Source organism: Bacillus sp. JK74, assembly GCF_053663395.1.
In genome coordinates this window covers 615,377-633,709 of record NZ_JBSJQB010000002.1, presented here as the reverse complement: position 1 = coordinate 633,709, position 18,333 = coordinate 615,377, and the positions used below count along the sequence as shown (strand labels likewise).

The 18,333-nt window shown below is 45.8% G+C and carries 20 protein-coding genes and 1 riboswitch; of the genes, 16 read left to right on the top strand and 4 right to left on the bottom strand.

The annotated features are described in order from the left end of the window. Positions 1–27: 27 nt before the first annotated feature. Complete coding sequence (clpE, locus tag ACWJJ5_RS07495) at positions 28–2,124, bottom strand: ATP-dependent protease ATP-binding subunit ClpE (RefSeq protein WP_454022315.1); 2,097 nt, start codon at positions 2,122–2,124, stop codon at positions 28–30. A 401-nt stretch (positions 2,125–2,525) separates the two neighbouring features. Between clpE and ACWJJ5_RS07490 the strand changes: the two genes are divergently transcribed. The 6 genes from ACWJJ5_RS07490 to queF all read left to right on the top strand — a co-directional run bounded on the left by ACWJJ5_RS07490 (position 2,526) and on the right by queF (position 7,369). Next, the gene (locus ACWJJ5_RS07490) at positions 2,526–3,563 is read left to right on the top strand and encodes a YkvI family membrane protein (RefSeq protein ID WP_326360039.1); all 1,038 of its coding nucleotides are present in this window, start codon (positions 2,526–2,528) and stop codon (positions 3,561–3,563) included. Between the two features lie 97 nt (positions 3,564–3,660). After that, a complete protein-coding gene (locus tag ACWJJ5_RS07485) occupies positions 3,661–4,782 on the top strand; it encodes a hypothetical protein (RefSeq protein WP_454022314.1) in 1,122 nt (373 codons plus the stop codon). A 109-nt stretch (positions 4,783–4,891) separates the two neighbouring features. Next, positions 4,892–4,936, top strand: a riboswitch (PreQ1 riboswitch). A 96-nt stretch (positions 4,937–5,032) separates the two neighbouring features. Beyond that, positions 5,033–5,692, top strand: coding sequence for a 7-cyano-7-deazaguanine synthase QueC (gene queC / locus ACWJJ5_RS07480; RefSeq protein WP_003154679.1), 660 nt, complete (start codon positions 5,033–5,035; stop codon positions 5,690–5,692). Beyond that, on the top strand, positions 5,693–6,133 hold the full coding sequence (gene queD / locus ACWJJ5_RS07475; RefSeq protein ID WP_454022313.1) for a 6-carboxytetrahydropterin synthase QueD: 441 nt from the start codon (positions 5,693–5,695) through the stop codon (positions 6,131–6,133). It abuts the gene before it with no gap. Beyond that, entirely contained in the window at positions 6,126–6,857 is a 732-nt protein-coding gene (gene queE / locus ACWJJ5_RS07470; RefSeq protein ID WP_085341938.1) for a 7-carboxy-7-deazaguanine synthase QueE, read from the top strand. Before queD ends, queE begins: the two co-directional genes overlap by 8 nt. Positions 6,858–6,874: 17 nt before the next feature. Further along, positions 6,875–7,369, top strand: coding sequence for a preQ(1) synthase (gene queF / locus ACWJJ5_RS07465; protein WP_003154673.1), 495 nt, complete (start codon positions 6,875–6,877; stop codon positions 7,367–7,369). A gap of 222 nt (positions 7,370–7,591) precedes the next feature. Here the strand turns inward: queF and ACWJJ5_RS07460 are convergent, their stop codons facing one another. Next, positions 7,592–7,801 carry a helix-turn-helix domain-containing protein gene (locus ACWJJ5_RS07460; RefSeq protein ID WP_101562959.1) on the bottom strand — a complete coding sequence of 70 codons (210 nt, stop codon included), beginning with the start codon at positions 7,799–7,801 and terminating at the stop codon, positions 7,592–7,594. Between the two features lie 286 nt (positions 7,802–8,087). Here ACWJJ5_RS07460 and ACWJJ5_RS07455 point away from each other — a divergent pair, with 286 nt between their 5' ends. Together ACWJJ5_RS07455 and ACWJJ5_RS07450 are read left to right on the top strand one after the other, a co-directional pair. Beyond that, positions 8,088–8,567 carry a GNAT family N-acetyltransferase gene (locus ACWJJ5_RS07455; RefSeq protein ID WP_101562960.1) on the top strand — a complete coding sequence of 160 codons (480 nt, stop codon included), beginning with the start codon at positions 8,088–8,090 and terminating at the stop codon, positions 8,565–8,567. Between the two features lie 396 nt (positions 8,568–8,963). Further along, positions 8,964–9,239, top strand: a complete 276-nt coding sequence (locus ACWJJ5_RS07450; RefSeq protein WP_014304904.1) for a DUF3219 family protein — start codon at positions 8,964–8,966, stop codon at positions 9,237–9,239. A 72-nt stretch (positions 9,240–9,311) separates the two neighbouring features. Here ACWJJ5_RS07450 and ACWJJ5_RS07445 read toward each other — a convergent pair whose 3' ends face one another. Continuing rightward, positions 9,312–9,497, bottom strand: a complete 186-nt coding sequence (locus ACWJJ5_RS07445; protein ID WP_003154669.1) for a YkvS family protein — start codon at positions 9,495–9,497, stop codon at positions 9,312–9,314. A gap of 163 nt (positions 9,498–9,660) precedes the next feature. Here ACWJJ5_RS07445 and ACWJJ5_RS07440 point away from each other — a divergent pair, with 163 nt between their 5' ends. The 6 genes from ACWJJ5_RS07440 to ACWJJ5_RS07415 all read left to right on the top strand — a co-directional run bounded on the left by ACWJJ5_RS07440 (position 9,661) and on the right by ACWJJ5_RS07415 (position 16,132). Further along, positions 9,661–9,855 (top strand): hypothetical protein, encoded by a 195-nt coding sequence (locus ACWJJ5_RS07440; RefSeq protein ID WP_014304905.1) that lies wholly within the window; start codon positions 9,661–9,663, stop codon positions 9,853–9,855. Positions 9,856–10,129: 274 nt separating this feature from the next. After that, on the top strand, positions 10,130–10,753 hold the full coding sequence (locus tag ACWJJ5_RS07435; RefSeq protein WP_070081729.1) for a cell wall hydrolase: 624 nt from the start codon (positions 10,130–10,132) through the stop codon (positions 10,751–10,753). A gap of 115 nt (positions 10,754–10,868) precedes the next feature. Further along, the gene (locus ACWJJ5_RS07430) at positions 10,869–12,209 is read left to right on the top strand and encodes a polysaccharide biosynthesis protein (protein WP_039251635.1); all 1,341 of its coding nucleotides are present in this window, start codon (positions 10,869–10,871) and stop codon (positions 12,207–12,209) included. A gap of 62 nt (positions 12,210–12,271) precedes the next feature. Continuing rightward, positions 12,272–12,766 carry an endospore biogenesis thiol-disulfide oxidoreductase StoA gene (gene stoA / locus ACWJJ5_RS07425; RefSeq protein ID WP_039251632.1) on the top strand — a complete coding sequence of 165 codons (495 nt, stop codon included), beginning with the start codon at positions 12,272–12,274 and terminating at the stop codon, positions 12,764–12,766. Between the two features lie 243 nt (positions 12,767–13,009). After that, positions 13,010–14,923, top strand: coding sequence for a heavy metal translocating P-type ATPase (locus tag ACWJJ5_RS07420; protein WP_454022312.1), 1,914 nt, complete (start codon positions 13,010–13,012; stop codon positions 14,921–14,923). 114 nt (positions 14,924–15,037) lie between these two features. After that, on the top strand, positions 15,038–16,132 hold the full coding sequence (locus tag ACWJJ5_RS07415; RefSeq protein WP_007611047.1) for a M24 family metallopeptidase: 1,095 nt from the start codon (positions 15,038–15,040) through the stop codon (positions 16,130–16,132). Between the two features lie 57 nt (positions 16,133–16,189). On the opposite strand, the gene ACWJJ5_RS07410 is transcribed toward ACWJJ5_RS07415, so the two are convergent. Further along, positions 16,190–16,315, bottom strand: coding sequence for a hypothetical protein (locus ACWJJ5_RS07410; protein WP_003154659.1), 126 nt, complete (start codon positions 16,313–16,315; stop codon positions 16,190–16,192). A gap of 97 nt (positions 16,316–16,412) precedes the next feature. Between ACWJJ5_RS07410 and ACWJJ5_RS07405 the strand changes: the two genes are divergently transcribed. Together ACWJJ5_RS07405 and glcT are read left to right on the top strand one after the other, a co-directional pair. Beyond that, positions 16,413–17,378, top strand: a complete 966-nt coding sequence (locus ACWJJ5_RS07405) for a LacI family DNA-binding transcriptional regulator (protein WP_146276658.1) — start codon at positions 16,413–16,415, stop codon at positions 17,376–17,378. Positions 17,379–17,428: 50 nt separating this feature from the next. After that, positions 17,429–18,295, top strand: coding sequence for a glucose PTS transporter transcription antiterminator GlcT (glcT, locus tag ACWJJ5_RS07400; protein ID WP_012117426.1), 867 nt, complete (start codon positions 17,429–17,431; stop codon positions 18,293–18,295). The last annotated feature ends 38 nt before the right edge of the window (positions 18,296–18,333 follow it).

Here is an 18,333-nt window from a genome sequence, read left to right as displayed (position 1 = left end):
CCCCGCGAGGAGGGAACCGCTTTTTTGTTATTGTGCCCGGACTTTGATGCCGCCCTCTTCCATTACGACATGGAAGGCTTTGATTTCGTTGTCATCCAATAGAAGATCTGTCATTTCGTCCTCGATCAATTCTTGGATGGTTCTTCTGAGCGGGCGTGCTCCGAAAGCGGGGTGGTAGCCGATTTCAGCGATTTTTTCTTTCGCATCATCGGTGACGCTCAGGCTGATGCCGCGCTCTTTTAATGTGTCTTCAAGCTCTGTGAGAAGCAGGCTGACGATTTTCACGAGATGTTCTTTTTTCAGGGATTGGAATTCAATAATGCTGTCAAACCGGTTTAAAAACTCCGGTTTGAAGAACGCGCTCAGTGAATCAATCAGCGTTTGTTCTTCCATGACGCTCTCTTCAGATTGGAATCCGACTTTCACCTGTTTTTCGCCGGTTCCAGCGTTGCTAGTCATAATCAAAACGGTATCTTTGAAGCTGACCGTTCTGCCCTGGCTGTCTGTCAGACGGCCGTCCTCCATAATCTGCAGAAACATATGCTGGACATCAGGATGGGCTTTTTCAATCTCGTCGAGCAGCACGATGCTGTACGGATTGCGGCGCACTTTTTCCGTTAATTGACCGGCTTCATCGTGTCCGACATATCCCGGCGGTGAACCGATAATTTTTGATACGGCGTGTTTTTCCATGTATTCACTCATATCGAGACGGATAATGGAATCTTTTGTACCGAACAGTTCATCTGCGAGTGTCTTTGATAACTCGGTTTTTCCGACTCCGGTCGGTCCGACAAAGAGGAAGGAGCCGACAGGTCTGTTTTTGGATTTTAAGCCGGCGCGGCTTCGTCTGACCGCTTTCGCCACTTTTTTCACGGCTTTTTCCTGACCGATGACACGCTGATGAAGATGCTCTTCAAGTTCCTTCATTTTGACTTGTTCATCAGCCTGGAGTTTTCCGACCGGAATGCCTGTTTTCTGTTCAATGATGGCTTGAATATGCTCCGCACCGATTTCAGGTGAAGAGGCCGGTGTTTCATGCGCCAGCTGCTTTTCCAAAGCCGCTTCTTCATCACGCAGTTTCGCGGCAAGCTCATAATTTTCTTCCCGAAGCGCTTTTGTTTTCTCCGCGTCAATTGCTTTGAGTCTCTCAGCCGCATCTTCTTCATTTACGGTATCAAGTTCCAGGTTCGCCTTAGAGCCGGCTTCATCTAATAAGTCGATCGCTTTATCCGGCAGGTGGCGGTCCTGAATGTAACGGGATGAAAGCGTAACACAGGCGTTTATCGCTTCATTGCTGAATGTGACGCCGTGGTATTTCTCGTATTTATCTTTAATGCCTTCCAGAATGCTGATGGCTTGTTCTATTGTAGGCTCGTGAACCATGACAGGCTGGAAGCGTCTTTCAAGCGCCGCATCTTTTTCAATCTGGCGGTACTCTTTCAGCGTTGTCGCCCCGATGACCTGCAGCTCGCCTCTGGCAAGGGCCGGTTTCAGGATGTTCCCGGCATCCATTGATCCCTCGGCAGAGCCGGCGCCTACGAGAAGGTGAATCTCATCAATGAACAAGATGACATTTTTCCGTTCTTTTAATTCGTTCATTAATTGTTTCATTCTTTCTTCAAACTGGCCTCTGATCCCTGTATTGGCGACGAGAGAAGCGACGTCAAGCAGGTAAAGCTCTTTGTTTTTCAATTTGTTCGGCACATCGCCTTCAGCGATTTTAAGCGCGAGGCCTTCTGCAATAGCCGTTTTACCGACGCCCGGTTCACCGATCAGCACCGGATTGTTTTTATTCCGGCGGTTCAAAATTTCAATTACGCGCGCCACTTCATTATCGCGGCCGATCACAGGGTCAATCAGACCTGCTTTTGCGCCGTTTGTGACGTTTTGAGCGAGCTCGTCGAGCAGGCCTTTTTCAGGGCCGGCCTGCTGTTTATTTTGATTGGGAGCGAAACCTTGCTCAAACGGGAATCCGAATGATTGCGGCCCCATGCTCATAGACGGTTTTCGGGTTAATTCTGTATAACATGTTTCACATAAAACGAATTGTTTTTGAATGGAATTGACTTGCATGTTCAGGCGAATCGTCGCCTCGTTTTTCTGACAATGTTGACAACGCATTTGCCAAAACCTCCTCGAAAAATGTTTGATCATCTTTGACCAAATGGGTTAGAAAATAAGGCCAAAACTTTGACCTTCTTTGATTATTAGTATACTCTGATCTTCTTTGACTTTCAAGTATTTTGTTTCAAACCCCGAAAAATAAATGTTTACAGCATGATAAGTGATATTCGTGAGGTTTGATTATTTTTGACCAATATAGTCGGAAAGGAAATGAAATGCTTTGACCTTTCTTGATGAAGAGTATACGCCGGCCCTTTTTTTCTTTCAATATTTTTGCTTAGAGGAGAGAGCTGAATCTGTTTTTTCCGGGGAAGGACGATTTGTTCGTCTTTTCGGGAGACTTGTCTCATAAGCATATATAAAGGCCTGGACAAATCTGCGTTTAGCCGGAGGGTGAAATGGGACAAACAAAAGGTTCTGCAAGTCAGCTTGCATTTGTATACGTAGGCACGGTTGTAGGAGCCGGTTTTGCCACGGGACGGGAAATCGTTGAGTTTTTTCTGAAGTTCGGCTGGATCGGTCTGTTCGGTATCGTGGTAAGCGGTCTGATGTTTACATATTTAGGCGCCAAAATCATGATTATTTCCAAACGGATTCATGCAGCATCTTATCAGGAATTGAACACATATTTATTCGGCCAGTCCATCGGCCGCGCCGTGAACATGTTTATGATGTTTATATTGCTGGGAGTGACCTCTGTCATGCTGTCCGGAGCTGGAGCGCTATTTCATGAACAGCTTGGCTGGCCCGCACAAGCGGGGATCCTTCTGACGATCGTACTGAGCCTTGCCGTCATGACAAGCGGTGTTAAAGGTGTGTTCGGCGTCAATATATTGGTGGTGCCGCTTTTAATTTCTTTCTCTTTTATCGTGACAGCTGATTCATTTGTATTTACAAGCACGAGAAACGCGGACGAATGGGTATGGCCTGACAAGTGGAACTGGCTTTTGTCCGCCGTCTCTTACGGCGCGTTAAATTTATCGCTCGCCCAAGCCGTCCTTGTGCCGCTTGCGAACGAAATGTCTTCAGAGAAGGTGATCAGAAGGGGAGCTTATATAGGCGGCGTTCTGTTGACACTGGTGCTTGCCGCGAGCTTTTTATCATTATCGGTGCTGCCGGATGTGCTGGAGTTTGACATTCCGATGGCTCAAGTTGTCTATTCGTATTCGCGTTCGCTTCATATCATTTATTTGTTTATTATTTTCGGGGAAGTGTTTACGTCGGTTATCGGCAATTTATACGGATTGGAAAAACAATTAAACAGTTTTCTTCATATAAAAAGTACATATATTTACGGCGGCATTTTGGCGTTTGCTTTCATTATCAGCCAAATCGGTTACGGACAGCTGATTTCCACCGTTTATCCGGTGTTTGGGTATGTGAGCCTCGCTTTCATCGGCGCATTGATTTGCAAAAAAATCCCGAAAGAAAAATAAGGATATAAGGAAAATGTCTGTATTTTTTGGGAATTCCCCTTCTTTTTTCCTGCCATTTCTGTATAATGAATTGGGAAATGATGGGGAGGAGTAAGAGATGAAGGCTCGACGTTTATTATTGGGATTTATTTTTATTTGTATCGGCATTGCGTTTTTTTTACAGAAGGCGGGAGTTATACATATATCCGCAGGTTCGGCGTGGCCGTTTCTTTTCATTATAATGTCCGCAGGATTTCACGCCGGATTTATTTTTGCGAAAAAAACGCCTGAACAGGCGGGACTGCTCGTTCCCGGCGGTATGTTTCTTGTGCTGGGCTGCCTGTTTTGTTTTGAGACCGCAACGGGATGGACGTATTCAGGCGTGACGTGGCCTGTTTATATATGGGCGCCTGCTCTCGGTCTGTTTGAGCTGTGGTATTTCGGCGGGAGAAAGATCGGCGTATTGATTCCTGCTTTCATCCTGACAGCCGCGGGAGCACTATGCTTTGCCGGAATGCTGATGACGGGGCTGTGGCCGCTTTTGATCATCGCAGCCGGGCTTTTGTTTCACGCCGCTGCCTTTATGCAGCCGAAAAAAAGATCGGGCCTTCTTATTCCGGGCGGCATTTTGCTTGTGACGGGCGGCTTGTTATGGTTTGAAACGCTGACGGATTGGACATACGCAAATGTGACATCGCCTGTCTACCTCTTTGCCGTTGCGTTCGGCCTGTTTGAAGCCTGGCTGTTCGGCAGAAGGCAAAGAGGGCTTTTGACTGCTGCGGCGGTTCTGTGCGCCGCGGGCATTTTCGGCATATTCACCAATGCAAATGAAGTCATCAGCGAACGCGGCTGGCCCGTTCTCATTCTTTTGCTGGGCGCCGCTTTTCACATTCCGATTTTCGGCCCGAAACCTGTCAAAAACGCGGGGCTTCTCGTACCGGGCGGCATCTTATTGATTACGGGGTTCTTGTTTGTCTTTGAAACGGCAACCAATTGGTCTTACTCCGATGTGACATGGCCTGTTTACCTGTTGGCAACGGCATTCGGTTTATTTGAGCTGTGGCTGTTCGGCGGGAAACAGAAGGCGCTGCTCATCCCGGTTGCGGTGCTGACCTTGACAGCACTTTGCTTTATGATGACGTATCAGCCGATCATTCCGGTTTCTGTTTTCTGGCCTGCTCTATTTGTTCTGATCGGGATTGCGCTGATGGTATTTCCGGGGAAGAAACGCGGGGCTTAAACCCGCTTTTGCAGCCTGACACAGGTTTCAGGCTGTTTTTTTATTGTCACGGGAAACAACATTATGGTATGATAGCAAAAGTGAAAAAAAGAAGAAAATCCGTATTGATGCGGGAGAGGTTCTAGCTACACCCTCTATAAAAAACTAAGGACGAGCTGTATCCTTGGATACGGTTTTTTTATGTTTTTTAGGGCGCCTTCTCCGAAAAAGGCGCTTTTTTTATGGAATGATAGATAAGGGAGAGAAAGACATGAAAAAAGAAAAAGCGGTTGTGGTGTTCAGCGGAGGCCAAGACAGCACGACTTGTTTATTATGGGCTTTGCAAAACTTTGAAGAAGTGGAAACTGTTACATTCCATTATAATCAGCGTCACCAAGAAGAAATCGATGTGGCAAAATCGATTGCCGAAAAGCTCGGTGTCAAAAACCACTTGCTTGATATGTCTCTTTTAAATCAGCTTGCGCCGAATGCGCTGACAAGAGATGATATCGAAATTGAAGCGAAGGACGGGGAATTGCCGACAACCTTTGTGCCGGGACGCAACCTTGTATTTTTATCCTTTGCATCGATTCTTGCATATCAAATCGGCGCGCGCCACATTATTACCGGTGTTTGCGAGACTGATTTCAGCGGCTACCCGGACTGCCGTGACGAGTTTGTCAAATCCTGCAATGTCACCGTCAACTTGGCGATGGAAAAGCCGTTCGTCATTCATACGCCGCTTATGTGGCTGAACAAAGCAGAAACGTGGAAACTTGCGGATGAGCTCGGCGCGCTTGATTTTGTAAAGAATAATACACTGACTTGCTATAACGGCATCATTGCGGACGGATGCGGCGAATGCCCGGCATGCCTGCTCCGCAATAAAGGATATGATGAATATATGAAAATGAAAGGAGAGCGGAACTAATTGCTTTCTCAAATTTACCCGCAGGTTCAGCATCCTTATTCGTTTGAGTTAAATAAGGACATGCACATTTCAGCCGCGCACTTTATTCCCCGCGAAAGCGCCGGAGCGTGCAGCAGAGTCCACGGGCACACGTATACAGTAAATATTACAGTTGCGGGGGATGAACTGGACGATTCAGGCTTTCTCGTGAATTTCAGCGTGCTGAAGAAATTGGTGCACGGCGCTTATGACCATACATTGCTGAATGACCATGAGGAATTTTCTGATGATGACAGATATTCACTGCCGACGACCGAGGTCGTAGCCAAAACGATTTATGATAAGGTGCAGTCCTACCTCGAAACACTGGAGAATCAGCCGGTCTGCGTGCAGGTTTTTGTCAGGGAAACCCCGACAAGCTATTGCGTATACAGCCCGAAAAAAGGTGATAGGAATGGCTAAAGGAATTCCGGTATTAGAAATTTTCGGACCGACGATACAAGGGGAGGGCATGGTTATCGGCCAGAAAACCATGTTCGTCCGCACGGCGGGCTGTGACTACTCCTGCAGCTGGTGCGACTCCGCTTTTACATGGGACGGCTCAGCCAAAAAAGATATCCGCTGGATGACGGCGGAAGACATTTACCGCGAGCTGAGAGAAATCGGCGGAGACGCTTTTTCCCATGTCACCATCTCAGGAGGAAACCCGGCGCTGTTAAAGCAGCTTGACGCGCTGATTCTGCTGCTGAAAGAGCACGGGGTGCGCGCCGCTTTAGAAACGCAGGGAACGGTCTATCAGGATTGGTTCACAATGATTAACGACCTGACGATTTCACCGAAGCCGCCAAGTTCGGGGATGATAACCGATTTTGCAAAGCTCGATCACATTGTGTCTTCGCTTGATGCGGCAGAAAGGCTTAACGCGGTCAGCTTAAAGGTCGTCATTTTTAATGATGAAGATCTGCAATTCGCGAAAACCGTGCACAAGCGGTATCCGAATATTCCGTTTTATCTTCAGGTCGGAAACGATAACGTCCATACGACGGACGACCGGGCATTGATCGCACATCTGCTCGGAAAATACGAAACACTCGTTGATAAGGTTTCTGCCGATTCGGATCTGAATCTCGTCAGAGTCCTGCCTCAGCTGCATACATTGCTTTGGGGCAATAAACGGGGAGTTTAATAGAAAGGGAGATTTATATGACAAGAAAAGAATCAGAATTAGAAGGAGTTACGCTCCTGGGGAATCAAGGGACAAACTATTTATTTGAATATGCGCCGGAGGTTTTGGAATCATTTCCGAATAAACACGTGAACCGTGATTATTTCGTTAAATTCAACTGCCCGGAATTTACGTCGCTTTGCCCGAAAACGGGACAGCCGGATTTTGCAACCATCTACATCAGCTATATTCCGGACGAAAAAATGGTGGAAAGCAAATCGCTGAAGCTGTATCTTTTCAGCTTCCGCAACCACGGAGATTTCCACGAGGACTGCATGAACATCATCATGAATGATTTGATCGAATTAATGGACCCCCGCTACATTGAAGTATGGGGCAAATTCACGCCAAGAGGCGGAATCTCCATTGACCCGTATACAAACTACGGCAGACCGGGAACAAAATATGAAAAAATGGCCGAACATCGGATGATGAATCATGATATGTATCCGGAGACGATTGACAACCGTTAATTTCAGACGGAGTACGGACTCGGAATATAACCTAAATACCCCCGGTTGCGGTCCGAAGTGTGAAACGGAGTGAGGTCACGGTAAAACCCGAACATTTAGCGTCAGTTTTAGACGGAAATGTGAGCGAGTCACAGCGAAGTGTGACCCGACTGTGACCCGAAGAAGCCATAGTGTGACCACGATCCCTGTCTTTCTAGGCGGGGATTTTTCAATACGTTCTATTTATTCAGCGTCCTCAATTTCGAATAGCTCATCGACTTCTACGTCGAGCGCTTTCGCAATCGAAAAAACGTGCCAGTCTTCGTGGCGACTATTCTTATCGAAGCGCGATATCGAACCTTGTGGCACACCAGATGCTTCCGAAAGTCTTACCTGCGTCCACCCTTTCGCCTTCATAACGGCGTTTAGGCGCGGCGCTGCATTTAGTTTCATTTTGACCACCTCTGCGACCATTATAAGTCTTTTTAAAAGAGCAAGTATAGTCTATTCAGTTTATTTCTAAGGTTGCTTACGCTCAGGTATAAAAATATATAAAATGCTATTCACCTAAATGGTGAAAACGAAAGCAATTGCAATAAGAGCAGTTGCTTTTTTTAGCCGGGCAGCATTTCTGTAATAAATAAAAATTTAATTTACGGAAGAAACATGGCAGTTAGCACAACAGAAAATTATAAAAAAGATATAATAGTTCTAAATAACATCAACTTGGAGGGAAAAAATGAAGTTAGAAATACGATTAGCAAGTGCAGAAGAATATCAGATTGTGCATAAAATTATGTTAGAGGCATTTGAAGAATATAGATTTCTTGAAGTTCCCTCTAGTGCATTAAATGAACCGTTAGATCATCTATTAAATGCAATGAAACAAGGATTAGAAAAAGCATTGTTGTGCTTTGTAGATGGGGAACCAGTTGCTTCTTCTAGAATCACATTAAAAGATACCTCGATATATTTTTCAAGATTATCCGTTACATCACACGCAAGAGGAAAAGGGATAGCGAAAGCAATATTATTATGGATTGAGAATTATGCTATTGAAAATAAAAAAAAGAAAATAGAATGCCGTGTTCGTGCATCATTACCAAAAAATATAAGCTTGTACGAAAGAATGGGTTACATAGTTTATAAAGAAGAAACGGTTACCAACCCTAATGGTTATGAAGTTAAAACAGTAGTAATGGAAAAACCTATACTTTAGAAACTAGGTGAACTTCTTGTAACAAATGAACTGCAAATTGGATAGTTTGTGAAGTAATACACTTAACAATCGGGTGCATTTGCATATTATATATGTCTAATATGTATGACCCCTTATTTTAAATGTAGTCTTGATAACAGCAGGACGATGTGATAACTGCGACTATAAGGAAAAGAGAGATCATTTGGAGAAAAGAAAAAGACGAGTAAACCCGGGGGGAGTGTACTCGCCGCTTCAATACGTGACGGGTGCTGGATGGCAGCTCGTCTGTTTCATTATAAAATAGGGAACGTATGTTTGTAAAGGCCTGCGCTGTTTTTTCTTATTCGGAGCGGATCAATTGTAAAGGAATGGCCAGCATGGTAGCATGTCCTGTAAAAAGAAGGAGTGTTCGTTATGGAGCCGTTAGAGTTAAACGGTGTAAGGCTGAAAATGTATGATTGTAAAGAAAGTGCGGGTAAAAACGGCCGTATGATTTCATTCGTATTGAAGGTGACCTCTGAAACGTATCATGATATTGCCGTCCTTTTGTACGAAAAAACATTTGACATCAAGGCGCCCGAGCGTGGGCTTGAATTCCGCGGTAAAATAACCAACTACTATACATCCGTCACAAATCTTTACAATAAAGATGAGACCGGTGATTTTTTTGTGGAAATGACCGAGATCTGAATTCATTTGAAAAAGCTGCCGGGCGGCAGCTTTTGTGCGGGATATGTAAATGGTTCGGATTGTTCGGGGGGTTTAATAGGAGTCTCTGATGATTTTATAATTCTTATGGTTGACGACAGTGAGGGAATCTAATTCAAGGTCACGATAATTATCCATGATGGTTACATCAACGATGACGGAGTTTTCATTTACTTTTTCAACAATACCGGTTAATCCGTTTTTAAATTCAATGACGTTTCCAACCTTAGCAATTTTCACGAGCTTCCTCTCCTTTATCATAAATCCTGTTTGAAAATATTTTGCAGTATTTTCTTTAAGAAGTAAAGCGATATGGGTATCAGCCCGCTCAATCATTGTCCCGGCGGGGGAAAGATGGTATATTGTTTTTCGGGAAAAAGCCGAGAAAAGGAGGCTGTATTCGTTGCTGCCTGAGGAAATTTCAGAACGTATCAACCAAATGCGCACCGGTGAAATCAAAGAATTCAGGGTGCAGAAAGAACATTTTCTTGCATTTCGAGCAGTTTTATCGAAGCAGGAAGATTTTAAGCATTTCCGCGGTATTGCCCAGCAAGGCGGAGATGTTATATTCCAGTATTTAGAACAGCCAAGAAGCTGACGGCTCCTCCCACTTGAGGAGTCTTTTTTTTGGTTTCAGTTTCTCATTTCATCTGGCTGTAACAGATGTAAACAAAATGTAAAATCCCTCCGATGGATACTTTTACTGCTATTTGGTTAATGTTGTGAAAATGACGGCTGTTTTCCTGCCAATAACAAGGCTGTTAACAAACTTCTTCCATTATAAAAGCTGATTGGGAGCACTGGAAAATCTTTAAACGTGAATTTGCGCACAGCTCTTGTTAAGGTAGTGAAGTATTTAAGGAGGAAATCGTATGACGACAAAATTTGCTGCCTTGGCTGTCTTTTTTCTATGTTTTATGCCTGCATCAAAAATTGAACATACAGAAGCTCTGTTTACTTTTGCGAAGAAGCCAAAGCAAGAACCCAGCACCCTGGTTGCTGATTTAAATAAAAAAAGCCCGGTTCCGAAGCTTTCAAAAACGGATCATAAGCATTCTATCCAACCGATAAAGCTTTCATCTCACCAAGAGATGAAAGCAAAACCGGAAGAGACGGCTTATCAGCCGCCGAAAAAAACGTATTCCCGCGCTGACAGACAACTCCTGTCACGTCTCGTTCACGCAGAAGCGAAAGGTGAATCTTATAAAGGGAAGGTTGCGGTAGCCAGCGTAGTGCTGAACCGCACTGAAAAAAACGGTTTCCCGGATACCATTCGGGGCGTGATCTATCAAAGGAATGCATTTGAACCGGTAGCAAACGGAAGCATTAATCAAAAGCCGGATAAGGATTCCATCGCCGCCGCAAATGAGGCGCTTGACCATCCGGGCAGAGAAACGAACGCGTTGTTTTTCTACAATCCGAAAACGGCATCTGATCACTGGATCCGTTCCCGAAAAATTATCGAACGGATCGGCAGACACGTATTTGCGATGTAAGCATAGCGGGATCAAAAATATCCCCGCTATGCTTTTTTCAATTTTGAGAAATCGAAAATATTTTCAGAACTTGTCTCATATGATGATGGAAGAACGAGAGACAAGGAGAGACACCATGAATCGATTTGTGAAAGGGATCATTCTTTTATCCATCGCCGCCTTTTTCGCGGAATGTCTGGAATTTGTCGTGAATATGATACTGGCGCGGGAGCTTGGCGAGCATGGGATGGGGCTTTACATGAGCATTCTGCCCACCATCTTTTTAATTATCGTGATCGCCAGTCTGGAGCTTCCGATCTCTATTTCAAAATTCATCGCGGAATCCAATCAGAAGCTGCATGAAAGCATGCTCCGGCATGCCTTCAGAATGACCGCCGTTTTTACCGCGTTTTCAACCGCGGCCGCAAGCGTCGCGCTGCCGTTCATTCCTGTATTCGATACGTATCACCCCTTTATTAAAGGGATTGTCATCGGGCTGATTCCAGTCGTCGCTTTTACATCCATCGCCAGAGGTTATTTTATGGGTGTGCAGCAAATGGGAAAAATCGCGGTTGCGAATGTCTTGAAAAAAATCATTCAAGTGCTTTGTCTGTTTATCTTTTTTCAATGGTACTCTTTTGAAATTGATATGGCCGTGCTTATTTCGTTATTTGTGCTGGTCGCAAGCGATGTTGTGGTGTTCGTTTATTTGTATACGCAGTTTATTTTGGCGCGGAGGGCGCTTTCCGGCCATCAGCACATTCATCTTCGCGGGAAAGACGTGCGGAAACGCCTCCTGGCCGTATCCATCCCGACAACGGGACTTCGTATATTTCATGCGGTGACAAACGCAGTTGAACCCTTCTTGGTTAAAGGAGCGCTGCTGGCGTCCGGGGCAGCCGGGACAGCCGCGATTGATCAATACGGCATGCTTGCCGGTGTAGCGATGACAATCGGTTCGTTTCCCGCATTTATCGCCCATTCGCTGATGGTCGTCATGATTCCCAGCATTTCAGAAGCGTATGCGCTGTCCCAATATGATATTGTGCTGAAACGGCTGAGACAAGCGATTTTTATTACATTCGGCTATGGCATTCCGGCGGTCTGGGTCATGTTTCAGTTCGCGGGCCCGCTGACCCATTTGTTTTTTCAGTCTCCGGAAGCGCAGTATTATTTGCAGCTTTTGTGGCCGTTTTTTCTTTTTCATCTGTTTGTGATGCCGCTTCAAGCCTGTCTGATCGGCATCGGCCACGTGAAAACGGCGTTTTATCATAACGTATGGAGCAGCATTGTAGGGCTTTCGATGATGTATGTGCTCGGTTCTATGCCGGAATTGCAAATGCTCGGCATTATACTCGGTATGAATACCGGCATGATTCTTCTGACAAGTTTACATTACGCGACGATCTGCAAAGACCTCGGTGTCTCCGTGTTTTTGACGGGCGGCGGAAGAACAGCGCCCCGGATCGAAAGCTGAAAAGGCTGATACATTTCAATAAGGAAGGGCAAGCTATCCGAAACGCGTGAAAGGAAGATCGTATGCATAAAACCCGCCTAATTGTATGTGCAGTCCTTTTGATAGCTGCCGCCGTCTGGATGCCTGAAGCAAAAGCCTCATCAGAAAAACAGGCAGTTCCCGCCGTGTTTCTGATGAAGACGATTGAAGGAGACGAAATATCGATTCCGAATAAAGGGCAGAAAACGATTTTACATTTTTGGACATCGTGGTGTCCTCCGTGCAAAAAAGAACTTCCGCAATTCCAAACCTATTTTGAACAGCATCAGTCTGATGATGTAAGCCTTGTAACGGTAAATTTGATGAATGCCGAGCGAAATAAAAATACCGTTCAAAACTTTGTCACTCAGCACCATCTCACATTCCCGATTGTTCTTGACACGAAAGGCGAGCTTATGAAGGAATACGATGTCATGACGATTCCCACGTCATTTCTGCTGAATGAAAAAGGAGAAATCGAAAAAAAGATCGTCGGTCCGATGACCGCCTCACAATTAAAAGAATGGTCAGAGAATTAAAAAGGTGCGGGAGGAATTCCTCCCGCACCTTTTTTTGCATATAATGAACAGCTGAAGAAACGCTAATGATAATTATTATCAAAAAGAAATTAAAACAATTATAATTGAAATCTTCCGCCGGCATGCTATAATAAAGAAAACACTGCGATAACACTGTGAAAATGCTGCCTGTCAGGCGGCTGTTTTACTTTTATCGGGGAATTGAAGATGATTTGCGTTCTCAATTAGAGAGGAGAATTCATAATGAATGAACAAGTGATGACACAAACCCATTCACAACAGCAGATACAAGAAGAGCGGGCCGGAAAAAAGTGGATCCAGCATGCAGAACTCATTGCGGCGCTCGTATCCGGCGTCCTTATTCTTGCGGCCTGGTTTTTTACCGAAACAAAAGGCCTGTCCGTCACTTTGTATATCCTTGCCTTCCTGATCGGGGGATTTGCAAAAGCGAAAGAGGGAATTGAGGATACCATTGAGACGAAGGCGTTAAATGTGGAACTGCTGATGATTTTTGCGGCTGTCGGCTCCGCCCTGATCGGTTATTGGGCGGAAGGCGCTGTTCTTATCTTTATTTTTTCGTTAAGCGGCGCGCTCGAAACATATACGATGAATAAAAGCAGCCGTGATTTAACCTCCTTGATGAAACTGGAACCGGAGGAAGCGACCCTGCTTGCGGACGGACGGGAAAAGCGGGTGCCGGCTGCTGAACTTAAGAGCGGTGACATGATCGTCATTAAGCCGGGCGAACGCGTAGCGGCAGACGGGATCATTGAGTCTGGCGTGACGAGCCTCGATGAATCGGCGCTGACGGGTGAAGCGATGCCGGCGGAAAAAACAGCAGGAGATTCTGTGTTTACAGGAACGGTAAACGGAAACGGCTCCTTAACGGTCCGTGTGACGAAAACAAATGAACAGTCTTTATTCAGAAAAATCATCCGGCTGGTGGAATCAGCCCAAAACAGCGTGTCACCGGCTCAGGCATTTATTGAGCGATTCGAAAGTGTCTATGTCAAAGGCGTGCTGTTAGCCGTGGCTGTGCTTTTATTCGTTCCTCATTTCGCTTTAGGCTGGAGCTGGAGTGAAACCTTTTACCGGGCGATGGTGTTTATGGTGGTCGCCTCCCCGTGCGCGCTTGTCGCTTCTATTATGCCCGCTGCGCTCTCCCTTATCTCAAATGGGGCCCGCAACGGATTATTGGTTAAAGGAAGTGTGTTTTTAGAGCAGCTGGGAAGCGTACGGATGATCGCATTTGACAAAACCGGCACGGTCACAAAGGGACAGCCGGCAGTCGCGGCATTTCAAGCAGCGGAACATGTGAGTGAAGATGAGATCATGCGGGCGGTGTATGCGATAGAAAAGCAATCAAGCCACCCGCTTGCAAAAGCGATAGCTGAATTTGCCGAAAGCCGGGGCGCCGCGGCCGCAGGCCATCTATCGATTGACGAGACGTCGGGATTCGGCGTTCAGGCTGAAATAGAAGGCGTCAAATGGATGGTCGGAAAAGCGGGATTTGCAGGCGAACATGCGGCAGATGCTTTTTTGCAGACATCGGGAAAAGAATTAAAGGATAAAGGCTTTACACTGGTCTTTGTTAAAAAAGATGACCGGATTGCAGGCTGCTTCGCCTTAAAGGATCAAATCCGCCCTGAAGCCAAAGCCGTGATGGCTGAGCTTGAATCACTGGGCATTCAAACAGCCATGCTCACCGGCGATCAGTCTGAAACTGCGGCTGCCATCGCGAAAGAGGCGGGCATGACGACGGTTGTTGCCGATTGTCTGCCGGACCAAAAGGCAAAAGAAGTGAAGAAGCTGAAAGAAACGTACGGCACAATCGCCATGGTCGGAGACGGCATTAATGACGCGCCCGCTCTGAAAACCGCTGACGTCGGTATTGCGATGGGCGGGGGCACGGACGTGGCTCTAGAAACGGCTGACTTAGTCCTTATGAAAAATGATCTTCACAAGCTTGTGAAAATGTGCAGACTCTCAAGGAAAATGAACCGGATTATTAAGCAGAATATTGTTTTCTCGCTCTCGGTCATCTGCCTTTTGATCTGCGCTAACTTTCTGCAGGTGATGGAACTGCCGTTTGGCGTAATCGGGCATGAGGGGAGCACGATTCTGGTCATACTGAACGGACTGAGATTATTAAAATAAAGATGACAGCCGCACATCGGGCGGCTGTTTTTTTAAATGTTCGTTCACAGCATAAACGCCGGAAAACTGATAGAATGAATAAAGAGTCACTTTGGTAAGGAGGAAAAGCAAAAAATGAACAGATTAGAACGTGTTTCATCTTGGCTGAAAAAAGAAGGACATGATGCGGCGTTTATACATACAAAGGAAAACGTATTTTATTTAACTGATTTTTACACGGACCCGCATGAGCGGTTAATGGGATTGTTCCTGTTTCAGGAACAGGAGCCGTTTTTCGTTTGTCCGGGAATGGAAGCCGGACAAGCCCGAAGCGCCGGATGGGAGCATGGTATTATCGGCTACGGCGATCACGAAGATCCGTGGGAGCTGATCAAAGCCGAGCTCACAAAACGAAATGTGCGGCTTGATTCCATCGCGGTTGAAAAGGATTCGATCTCTCTTTCCCGCTCAGAACAGCTCAAACAAGCTTCAGGGGGCGCGGCATTTGTTTCGGCAGAAGAAACGCTCAACCAATTCCGTCTCGTAAAAGATGAGAAGGAAATCAGCATTCTCAGGGAAGCGGCAAAACTCGCAGATTACGGAGTTGAAGTCGGTGTCGCGGCGCTTAAAGAGGGTGTGAGTGAAACCGAAGTACTCGCGCAGATTGAGTTTGAGCTGAAGAAAAAAGGTGTGCAGGGCATGTCATTTTCAACGATGGTGCTGTTCGGGGAAAAATCAGGCCAGCCCCATGGGAATCCGGGTGCAGACCGGTTGAAAAAAGGCGATTTTGTTCTGTTTGATCTGGGCGTTATTCTTGACGGCTACTGTTCAGACATTACGAGAACATTCGCATACCAATCAATCAGCCCGAAACAGGAAGAGATTTACGAAACGGTGCTTAAAGCTGAACAGGCGGCGCTTCAATTAAGCAAACCCGGCGTCAGAATCGGTGATCTTGATTTAAAAGCCCGCGGCATTATTGAAAAAGCCGGATACGGAGACTATTTCCCGCACCGCCTCGGCCACGGACTCGGGATTTCGGTTCACGAATATCCATCAATGAGCAGCGCGAACGACACACTCCTCAAAGAAGGCATGGTGTACACGATAGAACCGGGGATTTACGTGCCGGATGTCGGCGGCGTGCGCATAGAAGACGATGTGTTTGTCACAAAAGACGGCGCCGAAGCATTAACGCAGTATCCGAAAGAATTAACGATTCTGAAATAGAAAGCTTTGTGATAAAAAAGGACGGTTCTGGAACGCAGCGTCCTTTTTTATCACCTTTTAAATGAAAAAATCATCAAAATGCTGAAATGGTTTGATGTCATGCTTTTCATTCAGGGGCCGCAGGGCAAGGTAACTGCCGCCGAGTATGGCCAGACACAAACCGATTAAGCAAAGAATCCCCATCGCTGTTCTTCTCCTTTCAAACGAATAGGATGTATCTGTTTCTAGCTTACTGTATGAAACGCATTCCAGATCAAGGGAAAAAAAGAAAGGGGACGCCATGGCTACGATCAGAGACATTGCCGGCGCTGCCGGGGTTTCCGTTACAACGGTATCAAGAGTTTTAAATGATCATCCTTATGTAAGTAAGGACAAAAGAAAAAGAGTGAAAAAAGCGATGCAATCGCTCGGATACACGCGCAACATTCATGCTGTGCATTTATCCAAAGGTTTTTCCGATATGATCGGCGTTGTGCTTCCGTCGGTGAACCTTCCGTATTTTGCTGACCTTGTTGCAGGTATTGCCGAGGCTGCCGAAGCGTCAGGCGTGCATCTTTCTTTATACCAGACAGATTATCAGCAGCAAAAAGAACGTTTTGCCTTATCACAATTACAGGAGCGCCAAGTGGACGGCCTGATTATCTGCTCCAAAGCAATTCCTGATGAGCATCTGCTTACCGTGAAAGAACCGCTCATCCTCTGCCAGTACACTGATGCGGCGGGGCTTTCCTCCATCAGTAATCCGCATCGGGAAGCATTTCGGCACGGTCTGGATTATCTGATAGAAAAGGGACACCGGAAAATAGCGATCAGCCTGGCCAGAAAAAAGGGAAAAAACAGTCAAGTCCGCATCGCCGCATATAAAGAGGCGCTGAAGAAGATCGGGCAGCCTTACAGGGAAGAGCTGGTTGTGGAAAAGGTGCTGACGCTGCTTGACGGGAAAGCCCTTTTTCATAGATGGAAGAGCTGGGATGACAAACCGACTGCGCTGTTTGCGGCGAATGATCAAGTATCCGCAGGTCTTTACCTTGAAGCCAAGGCAAACGGGACGCGCATCCCGGAAGAGCTTGCGATTTTGAGCATCGACAATCATGATATCAGCAAGATGTTAGGTATTTCCACAATAGATATACAAACGAAAGAAATGGGAAAGCAGGCTTTTCACATGCTTGAGGACCGGATCAGCGGCGGGCCTCCGGGAAGGAAAGTTCTTGATTACCGCCTTATTGAACGATCAACCGTCTAAAAAAAGAATTGACGCGCTTTCCGTTCGTTTTGTACGATATGAGGTATTGAATGACAAAGGAGCTGAGGATCATGAAGGGGTCCTTTACAGTTGAAAAGGTATTAAATAACAATGTGCTCATCGCAACACATGATAGATACAGTGAGGTCGTCTTAATCGGAAAAGGGATCGGCTTTGGAAAAAAACAAGCGGATGTCATTGAAGATAAAGGGTATGACAAGATGTTCATCTTAAAGGATGAAAAAGAACAAAAACAATTTAAAAAGCTCCTCGGTTATGTGGACGAGACACTTGTCGACATCTCCAATGACGTCATTTATCATATCAAGAAGCGGACAAGCCAACCGTTAAATGAGCATATCCATATTGCGCTGACTGACCATATCGCCTTTGCGGTAAAGCGGCTGCAGCAGGGTTTTGACATTAAAAACCCGTTTCTCATGGAAACCGAAACGCTTTATCCGGAAGAATTCCAAATTGCCCGTGAAGTCGTCGGCATGATTAATGAAAAGACGGGAATCTGCCTTCCGGAAGGAGAGATCGGCTTTATCGCTCTACATATCCATTCCGCCCTGACGAATCGGCCCCTTTCAGAGGTCAATCAGCATTCACAGCTGATGTCCCGCCTCGTTCAGGTGATTGAGGAATCTTTCCAGATGAAAGTGAATAAAGAAAGCGTCCACTATTTGCGGCTGATCCGGCATATCAGATTTACCATAGACAGGATTAATCGGGAAGAGCAGACAAAAGAACCAGAAAAGTTAATGTTATTATTGAAAAATGAATACCCGCTATGCTACAATACTGCTTGGAAACTGATAAAAATCTTGCAGCAAATACTGAAAAAACCAGTTCATGAGGCGGAAGCGGTTTATCTCACGCTTCATTTGTACCGATTAACCAATAAAATTTCATAATTTCAGTTGAAACCTTAAAAACGTGTCACTGATTCGAT